A 13,258-nucleotide genomic window follows, 5' to 3' on the forward strand; every position below is an offset into this window, starting at 1 on the left:
GTCATCCGCGCAGCACCGCGTGCAGTTCCTGCAGGGACCGGACGCCGATGCCGCCGCGAATGGTGGCCTCGATGCCCTGTACGGCCGCGGCCGCACCCTGCACGGTGGTGATGCACGGGATGTTCGCGCCGACGGCGGCGGTGCGGATCTCGTAACCGTCCACGCGCGGACCGTTGTTGCCGTACGGGGTGTTGAAGACGATGTCGACCTCCCCGTCCTTGATCATGTCCACGATGCTGGGCTGATCGGCGGCCTCGTCGGAGTGCTTGCGCACCTGCTCGCACGGAATACCGTTGCGACGCAGCATTTCCGCGGTGCCCTCGGTGGCGAGGATGCGGAAACCGAGGTCGTGCAGGCGCTTGACCGGGAACACCATCGCGCGCTTGTCGCGGTTGGCGATCGAGACGAAGGCGGCGCCCTCGACCGGCAGCGAACCGTAGGAGGCGGTCTGCGACTTGGCGAAGGCGGTGCCGAAGTCGGCGTCGATGCCCATAACCTCACCGGTGGACTTCATCTCCGGGGAGAGCAGCGAGTCGATGCCGCTGCCGTCGGGCCGCTTGAAGCGGTGGAACGGCAGCACCGCTTCCTTGACCGCGACCGGGGCGTCGATCGGCACGGTGCCGCCGTCGCCCTCGGCCGGGAGCAGGCCCTCCTTGCGGAGTTCGGCGATGGTGGCGCCCAACGCGATTCGCGCCGCCGCCTTGGCGAGCGGCACCGCGGTGGCCTTGGAGACGAACGGCACGGTGCGGCTGGCGCGCGGGTTGGCCTCGAGGACGTAGAGCACATCGTCCTTGAGCGCGTACTGCACGTTGAGCAGGCCCTTGACGCCGATGCCCTTGGCGAGCGCGGTCGTCGAGCGGCGCACGGCCTCGATATCGCTGCGGCCCAGGGTGATCGGGGGCAGGGCGCACGCCGAGTCACCGGAGTGGATACCGGCTTCTTCGATGTGCTCCATGACTCCGCCCAGGTAGACCTCTTCGCCGTCGCACAGGGCGTCGACGTCGATCTCGATGGCGTCTTCCAGGAACCGGTCGATGAGCACCGGGCGGTCCGGGCTGATGTCGGTGGCGCGGGAGATGTAGCCCTCGAGGGTCTGCTCGTCGTAGACGATCTCCATGCCGCGTCCGCCCAGCACGTAGGACGGGCGCACCAGCACCGGGTAGCCGATCTCCGCAGCGATCTTCTTGGCCGCGGTGAAGGTGGTGGCGGTGCCGTACTTCGGAGCCGGAAGACCCGCGGCGACAAGGACATCACCGAATTCGGCGCGGTCCTCGGCCAGGTCGATGGCGGCGGCCGAGGTGCCGACCACGGGCACGCCCGCATCGGTCAGCTTCTGCGCCAGGCCCAGCGGGGTCTGACCGCCGAGCTGGCAGATGACGCCGACGACGGTGCCCGACTCGGTCTCCGCGTGGTACACCTCGAGCACGTCCTCGAAGGTGAGCGGCTCGAAGTAGAGGCGATCGGCCGTGTCGTAGTCGGTGGAGACGGTCTCCGGGTTGCAGTTGACCATGACGGTCTCGTAGCCCGCGTCCGAAAGCGTCTGCGCCGCATGCACACACGAGTAGTCGAATTCGATGCCCTGCCCGATGCGGTTGGGGCCCGAACCCAGGATGAGCACCTTCTCGCGCTCACGCTGCGGGGCTACCTCGGATTCGGCGCCGGGATCCAGCTCGTAGGCCGAGTAGTGGTACGGGGTCTTGGCCTCGAACTCGGCGGCACAGGTGTCGACGGTCTTGAACACCGGGCGGATCTGCAGGCGGTGGCGCAGCGCGCGCACCCCGTCCTCGCCCGCGAGTTCCGGTCGCAGCGAAGCGATCTGGCGGTCCGACAGGCCGTAATGCTTGGCGGTGCGCAGCAGCGGCTCGTCCAGCACGGCGGCGTCGAGGATCTCCTGACGCAGCTCGACCAGGGCGGCGACCTCGGCCACGAACCACGGGTCGATGCCGGACGCCTTGGCGGTGTCCTCGATGCTCGCGCCCAGGCGCAGCGCCCGCTCCACCTGGTAGATGCGGCCCTCGGTCGGGGTGCGCAGATCCTCGAGGATCGCCTCGACGTCGGTCCACTCGCCGTCGGGCTGGGTCCAGAAGCCGGTGGCCTTGGTCTCCAGCGAGCGCAGCACCTTGCCGAGTGCCTCGGAGAAGTTGCGGCCCATCGACATTGCCTCGCCCACCGACTTCATGGTCGTGGTCAGCGTCGGGTCGGCGCCCGGGAACTTCTCGAACGCGAACCGCGGGGCCTTGACGACCACGTAGTCCAGGGTCGGCTCGAAGCAGGCCGGGGTTTCCTTGGTGATGTCGTTGACGATCTCGTCCAAGGTGTAGCCGATGGCCAGCTTGGCGGCGATCTTGGCGATCGGGAAACCCGTTGCCTTGGAAGCCAAGGCGGACGAGCGCGAGACGCGCGGGTTCATCTCGATGACGATGAGGCGGCCGTCGGCCGGGTCCACCGCGAACTGGATGTTGCAGCCGCCGGTGTCGACGCCGACCTCGCGCAGGATGGCGATGCCGAGATCGCGCATCTTCTGGTATTCGCGGTCGGTGAGGGTCATGGCCGGGGCGACGGTGACCGAGTCACCGGTGTGCACGCCCATCGGGTCCACGTTCTCGATCGAGCAGACGATGACCACATTGTCGTTGCGGTCGCGCATGAGCTCGAGCTCGAATTCCTTCCAGCCCAGGATGGATTCCTCGATGAGCACGTTCGCGGTCGGCGAGGCGGCCAGGCCGCCACCGGCGATGCGATCGAGGTCCTCGTGGTTGTAGGCCATGCCGGAACCCAGGCCGCCCATGGTGAACGACGGGCGCACGACGACCGGGAATCCCAGTTCCGCAACGGTGTCGCGGACCTCGGCCATGGTGTAGCAGACCTTGGAGCGCGCGGATTCCCCGCCGACCTTGGCGACGATGTCCTTGAACTTCTGACGGTCCTCACCACGCTGGATGGCCTCGAAGTCCGCGCCGATCAGCTCGACGTTGTACTTCTCCAGGATGCCGTTCTCGTGCAGGGCGACAGCGCAATTGAGCGCGGTCTGCCCGCCCAGGGTCGCGAGGATCGCGTCGGGGCGCTCCTTGGCGATGACCTTCTCGACGAATTCCCAGGTGATCGGTTCGACATAGGTCGAGTCGGCGAACTCCGGGTCGGTCATGATGGTCGCCGGGTTGGAGTTGACCAGCGACACGCGCAGGCCCTCGGACCGCAGGACGCGACACGCCTGGGTTCCCGAGTAGTCGAACTCGCAAGCCTGGCCGATGACGATCGGGCCCGAGCCGATCACCAGGATGTGGTTGAGGTCGGTACGGCGTGGCATCAGGCACCTTCCATCAGCATGGCGAAACGGTCGAAGAGGTAGGCGGCGTCGTGGGGACCGGCCGCGGCCTCGGGGTGGTACTGCACGGAGAAGGCGCGGCCGCTCACCAGCTGAACACCTTCGACGACACCGTCGTTGGCGCACACGTGGGAGACCTCGGCCTTGCCGAACGGGGTGTCGAACACCTCGCCGCGCTCGCCTTCCAGGGCGAAGCCGTGGTTCTGCGCGGTGATCGAGATGCGGCCCGAATGATGTTCGATGACCGGCACATTGATGCCGCGGTGGCCGAACTTCATCTTGTAGGTGTTGCGTCCGAAGGCGCGGCCCAGGATCTGGTTGCCGAAGCAGATGCCGAACAGCGGGATGTCCTCGCCCAGCACCTGCTGGGTCAGGGCCACCATGGCGTCCTGGGTGGCCGGGTCACCGGGACCGTTGGAGAGGAACACCCCGTTGGGGTTGAGTTCCTTGATCTGGTCGAAGGTGACATTCGACGGCACCACGTGCACCCGCATGCCGCGCTGGGCGAACATGCGCGGGGTGTTGGACTTGATGCCCAGGTCGACGGCGACCACGGTGAAGCGGTGCTCGCCGACCGGGTCGACGGTGTACATCTCATCGGTGGAGACCTCGGCGGCGAGGTCCGCGCCCAGCATGGAGGCCTGGCCGTTGACCCGCGCCAGCATGTCCTCGTACTCGGTGAGCGACGCACCGGAGAAGATGCCCGCCTTCATCGAACCGCGAGTGCGCAAGTGCCGCACCAGGGCCCGGGTGTCGATGCCCGCGATGCCGACGACGTTCTGGTTCTCCAGCTCGGTCTGCAGGGTGCGGTTGCTGCGCCAGTTGGAGGCGCGGCGCGCGGGGTCGCGCACGGCGTAACCGGCGACCCAGATCTTGCCGGACTCGTCGTCCTCGTCGTTCCAGCCGGTGTTGCCGATCTGGGGCGCGGTGGCCACCACGATCTGGCGGTCGTAGCTGGGGTCGGTCAGGGTCTCCTGGTACCCGGTCATGGCGGTGCAGAACACCGCCTCGCCCAAGGTTTCTCCGACAGCGCCGAAGGTCGATCCGCGGAATACACGGCCGTCCTCGAGCACCATCACTGCGGTATCGCCGCTGCTCATGCCTCGTCTCCCGTCTTCGTTGCTGCGGTCCATGCCGGGTACACCGCCTTGTCATCGCCGCGGAAACCGGTATCCACCTCGGTCCCGGTCGGCAATGTCCAGCGAATCACCAGCACACCGTCTTCGGTCATAACCTTGCCCGCGTGCCCGCGCTCGGCGCGCACCGCGGTAATGGATTCCTGGGGAATCCAGATCGTCGCCGCGCCATCCCTTTCGAGGAGGATGCCGCGCTCGAATCGTGTGAGTTCCGCCGTGGCGCGGAAACCCAGATCGCCCACCGTGATTCGCTGAATCCAGCTGGGGGCCAGGGTGCTGCCGAGGTAGAGGCCGGTGGTCGGCTCCAGCAGCTGCGCACCGCAGTCGCCGGGGATAGGGGGCAGCTCGCCGATCGCACCGGCCTGCTTGCGGGCCCTACTGGTCCAAGCCCAGTACATGAGCCCCAGGCACAGCGCGAACAGCACCAGCAATCCCACCACTTGCAGTGTGCGTTCCATTACGGTCCTCCTCGGTACCCCACCCGCCGCTAACCGGCGACGATCTTGCCGTCCCGGGCGGTGGCCTTGCCGCGCAGGAAGGTGGCGGTCACCTTCGCGGGCAGGGTCATCGACTGGAACGGGGTGTTGCGGGCGATGGAAGCCAATTCCTTGGCTTCGACCGTCCATTCGGCGGCCGGGTCGATCAGCACCACGTTCGCGGGCTCGCCGACCGCAAGGGGTCGGCCCTGATCGTCCAGGCCCACGATCGCGGCCGGATTCTCGCTCATGACCTTGGCGACACCGCGCCAATCGAGCAGGCCCGGCTTGACCATGGTCTCCACGATGATCGACAGCGCGGTCTCCAGGCCGAGCATGCCGGGACGCGCGGCCGCGAATTCGCAGCACTTGTCCTGATCGGCGTGCGGGGCGTGGTCGGTGGCGACACAGTCGATAACTCCGTCGGCCAGCGCCTGACGAAGCGCGGCCACATCGGAGGTCTCACGCAGCGGCGGGTTGACCTTGTTGACCGCGTCGTAGGTCTCCAGGCGCGAGTCGTCCAGCAGCAGGTGGTGCGGGGTGACCTCGGCGGTGATCGAAATGCCTTGCGCCTTGGCCCATTTCAGCAGTTCGACGGTGCCCGCGGTGGAGGCGTGGCAGATGTGCACGCGCGCACCGGCATCGCGGGCCAGCAGCGCGTCACGCGCCACGATGGACTCCTCGGCGGCACGCGGCCATCCGGCCAGGCCCAGGCGGGCGGCGTTCGGACCCTCGTGCGCGACAGCGCCCTTGGTCAGGCGCGGCTCCTCGGCGTGCTGCGCGATGAGCACTCCGAGCGAGTTCGCGTACTCCAGTGCGCGGCGCATGATCAGCGGGTCGTAAACGCACATGCCGTCGTCGGAGAACATGCGCACCTGGCCGAGACCGGCTGCCATGGTGCCCATTTCGGCGAGCTGCTTGCCCTCGAGGCCGACGGTGACCGCACCCACCGGGTACACGTCTACCAGGCCGACCTCCTGGCCGCGCTTCCACACGTGGTCGGTGATGACCGCGTTGTCGGCGACCGGGCTGGTGTTCGCCATCGCGAAGACCGCCGTGTAGCCGCCCAGAGCCGCTGCGGCAGAGCCGGTTTCGATGGTCTCGGTGTCTTCACGACCCGGCTCGCGCAGATGCGTGTGCATATCGATGAAGCCGGGAAGCAGGAACTGCCCCGTGCCGTCGACGATCTCGGCATCGTCGGCCGTCAGGCCCGCGCCGATCTCGCGGATCTCGCCGTCGGCGAGCAGCACGTCGACCGCTTCACCTTCGCCGTACAGACGGACATTCTTGATCAGGACGCTCATGCCACCACCTCGTCGGTTCCGACCAGCAGGCGGAACAGCACCGCCATGCGCATATGGACACCGTTGTTGACCTGTTGCAGCACCGCCGCTTTCGGGGAGTCGGCCACGGTGAAACCGATCTCCATGCCGCGCAGCATCGGACCCGGATGCAGCACGACCGCGTGGTCGTCGAGCATGTTCAAGCGACGCTCGTTGAGCCCGTAGCGGATCGAGTACTCGCGCGCCGACGGGAAGAACCCGCCGTTCATGCGCTCGGCCTGCACGCGCAGCATCATGACCGCGTCCGCGCCCGGCAGCTCGGCGTCCAGGGCGTCGGAGATCCGCACCGGCCAGGCTTCGACACCGATCGGCAGCAGGGTGCGCGGCGCGACCAGCACCACCTCGGCACCGAGGGTGCTGAGCAGGAAGGCATTCGAGCGCGCGACCCGGCTGTGCAGGATGTCGCCGACCAGCACGACCCGCTTGCCCTCGAGGTCGCCGAGGCGCTGACGCAGGGTCAGCGCGTCCAACAGCGCCTGGGTCGGGTGCTCGTGCATGCCGTCACCGGCATTGATGATCGCGGGGCCGGGACCGGCGTAACCGCTTGCGTCCTGGTCCATTTCGGCGAACCAGCGCGCGATCTGATGCGCCGCGCCGGAGGCCGGGTGCCGCACGATGAGCGCGTCCGCGCCCGCCGCGTGCAGGGTCAGCGCGGTGTCGCGCAGCGATTCACCCTTGGCGACAGAGGAACTCGACGCGCTGACATTGATGACGTCGGCGCTCATCCACTTGCCCGCGACCTCGAAGGAGACCCGGGTGCGGGTGGAGTTCTCGAAGAACGCGGTCATGACGGTGCGTCCGCGCAGCGTCGGCAGCTTCTTGACCTCGCGGCCCAGCAATGCCTGCTCGAACCGTTCCGCCTCGTCCAGCAAACCGGTGGCCGCGTCCCGATCCAGGTCGGTGACCGACAGCAGGTGCTTCACTCGTTGCCACCTTCCTGACGCAGGTACACACCGTCGCGCCCGTCGTGCTCGCGCAGCAGCACGGAGATGTCCTCGGTGCGGGCGGTGGGGACGTTCTTGCCGACATAGTCGGCGCGGATGGGGAGTTCGCGATGGCCGCGATCGATGAGTACGGCGAGCTGCACCGCGCGCGGGCGGCCCAGATCGCGCAGGCCGTCCAGCGCGGAGCGGACGGTGCGGCCGGAGAACAGGACATCGTCGACCAGCACCACCAGCGCGTCCTCGATCCCGCCCTCGGGCACCGAGGTGCGCTCGAGCGGACGATGCGGCTTGGAGCGCAGATCATCCCGATAAAGGGTGATATCCAGGGAACCCATCGCGGGACGCACACCGGAGAATTCCTCGATCCGGTTCGCCAGACGATGAGCGAGAGTGGTTCCGCGAGTGGGAATACCGATCAGCACCACGCGGGCAAGCGTCGGGTCGCCGGAGTCCAGAGCCGTCTTCTCGATGATCTGGTGCGCCATGCGCGCGATCGTCCGGCCGACATCCGAATCCGAGAGCAGCTCGCGCCCCGTCTCCACCTTGTCCGGGTCGTGCCGCTGCGAGAACTCGGCAGCGCTCGACTTGGCCGCCCTATCTTCGGGCACAGCCATGCCGACCTCCTTCCCCGCCTCACGGGACGGTCCGTTAAAGGATGTCTTTCGCCGACGAACCCTACCAGCGCCCTTCCGGCCCTTTCACCCCGCACCCCCTCCGCAACCCACCCCGGCGCGCCGCGCCCCCACCGGCTCCGACCTGCCCCAACCCCACACAACCCGTCTCACCAGCAAGTCCGCAGCAATACCAGCGTCGGCGCGTTGTGGCGCGGTTCACGCCGACCGGCCGCGGCTACTCCGCCAGGGCGGCCAGCACGACCGACGTGTCCTGGTAGTAGGGCCGGAATTCGGTGATCAAACCGTCCTCGAAGCTGATCCACTGCAGCAACGAAGTTTCCACCATCCGCCCGCTGGCGCGCGCCCGCAGGCGGCCGCGACTGAAGACCACGACCCGATCCCCATCGGTCAGAAATTGCTGCTCGTCGAACCACAGTCCATCCCAGGCGGCGGCCATCGCCTCCAGGAAGCCACGGAATCCGCAACGGCCGTGCCAGAGTCCGCCGTAGGGCAGACTCTCGGCCTGATGCATCACGACATCCGGTGCGAGGTAGCGGGCCATCTCCTCGAATCCGGCTCCCTCGGTGAGGTAGGCGGCCTCGGCCGCATAGAAGCCCTTCAGTGTTGTCATCGCATCCGTCGTCATGATCACCATCGTCACCACCGCAAACCCGCCACGCTGGCGAGAATCGGCCGCGGAGTTGGCGATCCGCGGCGATGTCGAGTGGCGGACGTTCAGCGGCCGCCGAGGGTGCGGCGGTCGAAGACCTGGGGGCGGGCGGTGCGTAGGGCGGTGGCTATCGCGCCGAGGAGGACGGCGTCGTCGCCGAGTTCGCTGGGGCGGACGGTGGGGCGCAGTGGGGTGGTGCGTTGCAGGGCGGTGCGGACCTGATCGAGGAGGAGGTCGGCGCTGCGGCCGAGGCCGCCGCCGACGACGATGACGTCGGGGTCGAGGACGGCGGTGACGGCCGCAATGACCAAGGCGATGCGCTCACCCTCTTGGCGGACGACATCGGTGGCGAGGGGGTCTCCGGCACGGGCGGCGTCGAAGACACGTTTGGCGGTGAGGCGGCCGGTCATGCCGCGGTCACGGGCCGCGCGCACGACGGCATCGGCGGTTACCGCCTCCTCGAGCGCGCCGCGGCGGGAGGCTCCGGCGGCAGGGTCGCCGAAAGCGGCGGGGAGGAAGCCGACTTCGCCGGCCGCGCCGTGGGCTCCGGTGAAAAGTTCACCGCGGGAGACGATTCCGACGCCGAGACCGGTGCCGATGAGGACGTAGACGAACAGGCGGCTGCCGCGGCCGCCGCCGTGGGCGTATTCGCCGAGGGCGGCGAGGTTGGCGTCGTTGTGGACGGACAGGTCGGTGACGCCGAGGGCGTCGCGGAGTTCGTCGAGCAGGCCCGCGCGGCCCCAGCCGGGGAGGTTGACCGCGTAGTGCATGCGGCCGTCCTGCGGATCGAAGACGCCGGGGCTGCCCAGCACGGTGTGGACCACATCCGCGACGGAAATGCCTGCGTCGGAGAGGGTTTCGCGGACTGCGTCGGCGGCCAGCTGCGAGAGCGCGCTGGCGGTGCGGACCCGGTTGGGAACGTCGGTGCGGGACAGCACTTTTCCGGACAGATCCGCGACAGCGATGCGAAGGAAGGCGCGGCCCACATCCAGACCCAGCACGTAGCCCGCGGTCGGATCCGGTTCGTAGACGACGGCCGTACGACCGCGTTCGGGGGCGAGCGTCCCCATCTCACGGACCAGGCCGTGCTGCTGGAGGGTGGCAAGGGCGCTGGACACGGTCGGCTTGGACAGCCCGGTGTCGCGGGCCAACTGGGCGCGCGAGCTGGGTCCGGCGGTGCGTAGCTGTTCGAGCAGCAGCCATTCGTTGTTGCTGCGCAAACGCTGCCTGTTCCACGGGAGTTCGTCCATCGCACTCCGATCCTGATGCGTCACCGGGCCGACTGTAAACAATCGGCCCGACCCCTTGACTCAGATAGTAAAGGAATTTAACTTTACAAAATCCTTACGCCCTCCCCCAGCGCGCCCCGGAGGCAGCCATGACCGGCCCCCGCACCCTGCCCCGAAGAATCGGCCTGTTCCAGGCCACGACCATCAATATGAGCCAGATGGTCGGCATCGGACCCTTCGTCACCATCCCCCTCATGGTCGCCGCCTTCGGCGGACCGCAGGCCGTCATCGGCTTCGTCGCCGGCGCCGTGCTGGCCCTGGCCGACGGCCTGATCTGGGCCGAACTCGGCGCGGGTATGCCCGGCGCGGGCGGCACCTACGTGTACCTGCGCGAGGCGTTCCAGTACCGCAGCGGACGACTCATGCCGTTCCTGTTCGTCTGGACCGCAATCCTTTTCATTCCGCTGATCATGTCGACGGGCGTGCAGGGACTGGTCCAGTACCTGACCTATCTGTGGCCGTCGATGACCACCGGGCAGGGCGATATCGTCGGCCTCGCCGTGGTGGCGCTGGTGGTCGTCCTGCTGTGGCGGCGGGTCGATTCCATCGGCCGCATCACCGTGGTGATGTGGGGCGTGATGATCGTGTCGGTGGCGGCGGTGATCCTGGCCGCTTTCACGCACTTCCATCCGAGCATGGCCTTCACCTGGCCCGCGCACGCGATCGATTTCGGGCACGGCAGCTTCTGGCTGGGCTTCGCATCCGGGCTGACCATCGGCATCTACGACTACCTGGGCTACAACACCAGCGCGTACATCGGTGCCGAGCTGAAGGATCCGGGCCGGGTGCTGCCGCGCTCGATCATCTACGCCGTGCTCGCGGTCATGGTGATCTACCTGGGCATGCAGATCGGCGTGCTCGGCGTCATCGACTGGCACGACATGCTCGACTCGAACAACGTTGCCTCACAATCGGTCGCATCGGCGGTGCTGGAGAAGACCATGGGCAAGGGCGCGGCGAACGTTGTGACCGTGCTGATCCTGATCACCGCCTTCGCCTCGGTGTTCACCGGCCTGCTCGGTGGCTCCCGCGTGCCCTTCGACGCGGCCCGCGACGGCGTGTTCTTCAAATCCTTCGGCCGCCTGCATCCCCGCCACCAATTCCCGGTGCTCGGCCTGATCGTCATGGGTGTGATCACCGCGGCGGGCTTCGTCTTCGCCCGCCACGTCGGCACCTCGGCCACGCATCCCCCACTGGCGGTACTGATTTCACTGCTGACCACGGTCATGGTGATCGTGCAGGCGTTTGCCCAGATCGCGGCGGTCGTGGTGCTGCGGCGACGCCAGCCGAACCTCTCCCGGCCGTACAAGATGCTGCTGTATCCCCTGCCCATGATCGTGGCGGGCATCGGCTGGGCGGTCATCTACGGCTACGCCGACAAGGCCAACCCCGGGGTGCATCCGATCGAATGGTCCCTGGCCTGGACCGCGCTGGGCCTGGTCGCCTTCCTCGGGTGGTCCCGACTGGAGAAGATCTGGCCGTTCGGTCCCAAGCAGATCCACGAGGAATACCTGGAGACCGAAGCCGCTCCCGCGAGCTGACCGGCCCACGATGAGGGGATAGACAATCCAGATTGTTCAATCACAATTGCGCAATCTGGATTGTCTATCTACCGTGGAGGGCATGCCCGATGCCCCGGCGGTCCTGTCCGACTCCTCGATCCAGGCCGCACGCGAACTCCGCGTGCTGGTCAGCCGCCTGCGACGCCGCTTCCTCGAGGCATCGGACAATCGGGAGCTGACACCCTCGCAGCTCTCGGTGCTGAGCCGGTTGAAACACGGCGACGCCACTGCCAGTGAGATCGCCGCCGCCGAACGCGTCCGCCCGCAAGCCATCGCCACCCACCTGTCGATGCTGACCGAGCAGGGCTATGTGGAACGCCGCCCCGACCCGAAGGACGGTCGGCGGCAACTGGTTTCGCTCACCGCCACCGGGCGCGAACTGATGGCCGGGCGCTCGCAGGCCGGACAGGAATGGCTCACCTCCGCCCTGCAGGACGGCTACACCGAAGCCGAGCGACAGACCCTCCTGGACGCCCTGCGGCTGCTGGAAAGACTCGGGGCGCAATGATTTCCGTGCTCCACCGGCGAGCCCGGGCCCAGCCGCCCGACGGGTTCGACCGGCGACTGCTGCTGCCCATGATCAGCAGTTCGATTCTGAACCCGATCAATTCGTCCATCCTGGCCGTCTCGCTGGTGCCGATCGGCGTGGCCTTCGGCGCACCGGCGGCGCAGACCGCGTGGCTGGTGTCGGCGCTGTATCTGGCCACCGCCATCGGACAGCCGGTGGTCGGGCGGCTCATCGACCTCTACGGGCCGCGGCGGCTGTATCTGACCGGTGCGGCGCTCACCGGTTTCGCGGGCCTGCTGGGCATGCTCGCGCCCAGCCTGTGGGTGCTGGTGCTGGCCCGGGTGATCCTCGGATTCGGTACCTGCGCGGGCTATCCCGCGTCCATGTACCTGATTCGCAGCGAATCCCAGCGCACCGGCAAGGACAGTCCGGCCGGGGTGCTGGCCGTGCTCGCGGTCGCCACCCAGACCATCGCGGTCATCGGACCCACGCTGGGCGGGCTGCTGATTCACCTCGGCGGCTGGCGGACCACCTTCGCGGTGAACCTGCCGCTGGCGCTGTTCTGCGTCGCGATCGGATGGCGGCGGATAACGAAAACCGCCGTGCCACAGCGTGACACGACGGCCACCAAGCCGCGCTGGTGGACGGATATCGACCTGCCGGGCATCGCGTGGTTCACGCTGACGCTGATCAGCATTCTGTTCTTCCTGATGAAACCGCAAGTGGCGCACTGGTATCTACCCGCCCTCGCGGTCGCGGCGGCGATTGCGCTGATCTGGCGCGAAACGCGGGTCGAGCGGCCATTTCTCGATGTCCGGCTGCTCGCGGGCAACCTGCCGCTGCTCGCCACCTACACCCGCACCCTGCTGACCTCACTCGTCGGCTACTGCTTTCTCTACGGCTTCACCCAATGGCTGGAAGAGGGTCGCGGACTCACCGCCGCCGGGGCGGGGCTGATCCTGCTGCCCATGTCGTTGACCGCCATCGGCATCTCCGCAATCACCGGACGCCGCAGCGCGATTCGCGGCAAACTGCTCGTCGGCGGCATCTGCCAGGTGCTCATGACCGTCCTGCTGCTGACGTTGCACGCGGGCGCGGCGCTGTGGTTACTGGTCGCCGCCGCCGTCCTCAACGGCATCCCTCAGGGCCTCAATAATCTGGCTAATCAGAATGCCCTCTACCACCAGGCCGAACCCGAGCGCATCGGTTCCTCGGCCGGGCTGCTGCGCACCTTCGCCTACTTCGGCGCGATCGGGTCTGCGGCGGTCAGCGGCGCGTTCCTCACCCCGGGCTCCGGCGCCGCCGGGCTGCATCATCTGGCGGCGTTCATGCTGGTAGCGGCCGCGCTGTGCCTGTGCCTGTCGGTGTTCGATCGCTCGCTATGATCCGGA

11 protein-coding genes are annotated in these 13,258 nt (G+C 67.8%); 3 read left to right on the forward strand and 8 right to left on the reverse strand.

Annotated elements, in window-relative coordinates; genetic code table 11:
• Position 1: 1 nt before the first annotated feature.
• The 8 genes from carB to ACYVN4_RS09720 all read right to left on the reverse strand — a co-directional run bounded on the left by carB (position 2) and on the right by ACYVN4_RS09720 (position 9,782).
• Positions 2-3,307 (reverse strand): carbamoyl-phosphate synthase large subunit, encoded by a 3,306-nt coding sequence (gene carB, locus ACYVN4_RS09685; RefSeq protein ID WP_460719410.1) that lies wholly within the window; start codon positions 3,305-3,307, stop codon positions 2-4.
• A complete protein-coding gene (gene carA, locus ACYVN4_RS09690; RefSeq protein ID WP_379361673.1) occupies positions 3,307-4,425 on the reverse strand; it encodes a glutamine-hydrolyzing carbamoyl-phosphate synthase small subunit in 1,119 nt (372 codons plus the stop codon). Before carA ends, carB begins: the two co-directional genes overlap by 1 nt.
• A complete protein-coding gene (locus ACYVN4_RS09695; protein WP_460719413.1) occupies positions 4,422-4,919 on the reverse strand; it encodes a PH-like domain-containing protein in 498 nt (165 codons plus the stop codon). Before ACYVN4_RS09695 ends, carA begins: the two co-directional genes overlap by 4 nt.
• Before the next feature lie 29 nt (positions 4,920-4,948).
• Positions 4,949-6,241 (reverse strand): dihydroorotase, encoded by a 1,293-nt coding sequence (locus tag ACYVN4_RS09700; RefSeq protein WP_460719415.1) that lies wholly within the window; start codon positions 6,239-6,241, stop codon positions 4,949-4,951.
• Positions 6,238-7,203 carry an aspartate carbamoyltransferase catalytic subunit gene (locus ACYVN4_RS09705; protein WP_460719417.1) on the reverse strand — a complete coding sequence of 322 codons (966 nt, stop codon included), beginning with the start codon at positions 7,201-7,203 and terminating at the stop codon, positions 6,238-6,240. Before ACYVN4_RS09705 ends, ACYVN4_RS09700 begins: the two co-directional genes overlap by 4 nt.
• On the reverse strand, positions 7,200-7,838 hold the full coding sequence (gene pyrR / locus ACYVN4_RS09710; RefSeq protein WP_460719419.1) for a bifunctional pyr operon transcriptional regulator/uracil phosphoribosyltransferase PyrR: 639 nt from the start codon (positions 7,836-7,838) through the stop codon (positions 7,200-7,202). Before pyrR ends, ACYVN4_RS09705 begins: the two co-directional genes overlap by 4 nt.
• A gap of 235 nt (positions 7,839-8,073) precedes the next feature.
• The gene (locus ACYVN4_RS09715) at positions 8,074-8,484 is read right to left on the reverse strand and encodes a nuclear transport factor 2 family protein (RefSeq protein ID WP_460719421.1); all 411 of its coding nucleotides are present in this window, start codon (positions 8,482-8,484) and stop codon (positions 8,074-8,076) included.
• Positions 8,485-8,573: 89 nt separating this feature from the next.
• Positions 8,574-9,782: an ROK family transcriptional regulator gene (locus ACYVN4_RS09720; RefSeq protein ID WP_460719423.1), complete on the reverse strand. Its 1,209-nt coding sequence runs from the start codon at positions 9,780-9,782 to the stop codon at positions 8,574-8,576.
• Between the two features lie 104 nt (positions 9,783-9,886).
• Between ACYVN4_RS09720 and ACYVN4_RS09725 the strand changes: the two genes are divergently transcribed.
• From ACYVN4_RS09725 to ACYVN4_RS09735, 3 genes are all read left to right on the forward strand, one after another.
• Entirely contained in the window at positions 9,887-11,338 is a 1,452-nt protein-coding gene (locus ACYVN4_RS09725) for an APC family permease (RefSeq protein ID WP_460719425.1), read from the forward strand.
• A gap of 82 nt (positions 11,339-11,420) precedes the next feature.
• On the forward strand, positions 11,421-11,867 hold the full coding sequence (locus ACYVN4_RS09730; RefSeq protein WP_460719427.1) for a MarR family winged helix-turn-helix transcriptional regulator: 447 nt from the start codon (positions 11,421-11,423) through the stop codon (positions 11,865-11,867).
• Positions 11,864-13,252 (forward strand): MFS transporter, encoded by a 1,389-nt coding sequence (locus tag ACYVN4_RS09735; protein WP_460719429.1) that lies wholly within the window; start codon positions 11,864-11,866, stop codon positions 13,250-13,252. The genes ACYVN4_RS09730 and ACYVN4_RS09735 overlap by 4 nt, the downstream gene beginning before the upstream one ends.
• Positions 13,253-13,258: the final 6 nt, after the last annotated feature.

This window comes from Nocardia heshunensis, from assembly GCF_054782115.1.

Bases quoted from the DNA above. Each gene is read 5' to 3' on its own strand.
- ACYVN4_RS09700 (WP_460719415.1), bottom strand. From the start codon at position 6,241: ATGAGCGTCCTGATCAAGAATGTCCGTCTGTACGGCGAAGGTGAAGCG.
- ACYVN4_RS09730 (WP_460719427.1), top strand. From the start codon at position 11,421: ATGCCCGATGCCCCGGCGGTCCTGTCCGACTCCTCGATCCAGGCCGCA.
- ACYVN4_RS09725 (WP_460719425.1), top strand. From the start codon at position 9,887: ATGACCGGCCCCCGCACCCTGCCCCGAAGAATCGGCCTGTTCCAGGCC.
- carB (WP_460719410.1), bottom strand. From the start codon at position 3,307: ATGCCACGCCGTACCGACCTCAACCACATCCTGGTGATCGGCTCGGGC.
- ACYVN4_RS09715 (WP_460719421.1), bottom strand. From the start codon at position 8,484: ATGACGACGGATGCGATGACAACACTGAAGGGCTTCTATGCGGCCGAG.
- ACYVN4_RS09695 (WP_460719413.1), bottom strand. From the start codon at position 4,919: ATGGAACGCACACTGCAAGTGGTGGGATTGCTGGTGCTGTTCGCGCTG.
- carA (WP_379361673.1), bottom strand. From the start codon at position 4,425: ATGAGCAGCGGCGATACCGCAGTGATGGTGCTCGAGGACGGCCGTGTA.
- ACYVN4_RS09735 (WP_460719429.1), top strand. From the start codon at position 11,864: ATGATTTCCGTGCTCCACCGGCGAGCCCGGGCCCAGCCGCCCGACGGG.
- pyrR (WP_460719419.1), bottom strand. From the start codon at position 7,838: ATGGCTGTGCCCGAAGATAGGGCGGCCAAGTCGAGCGCTGCCGAGTTC.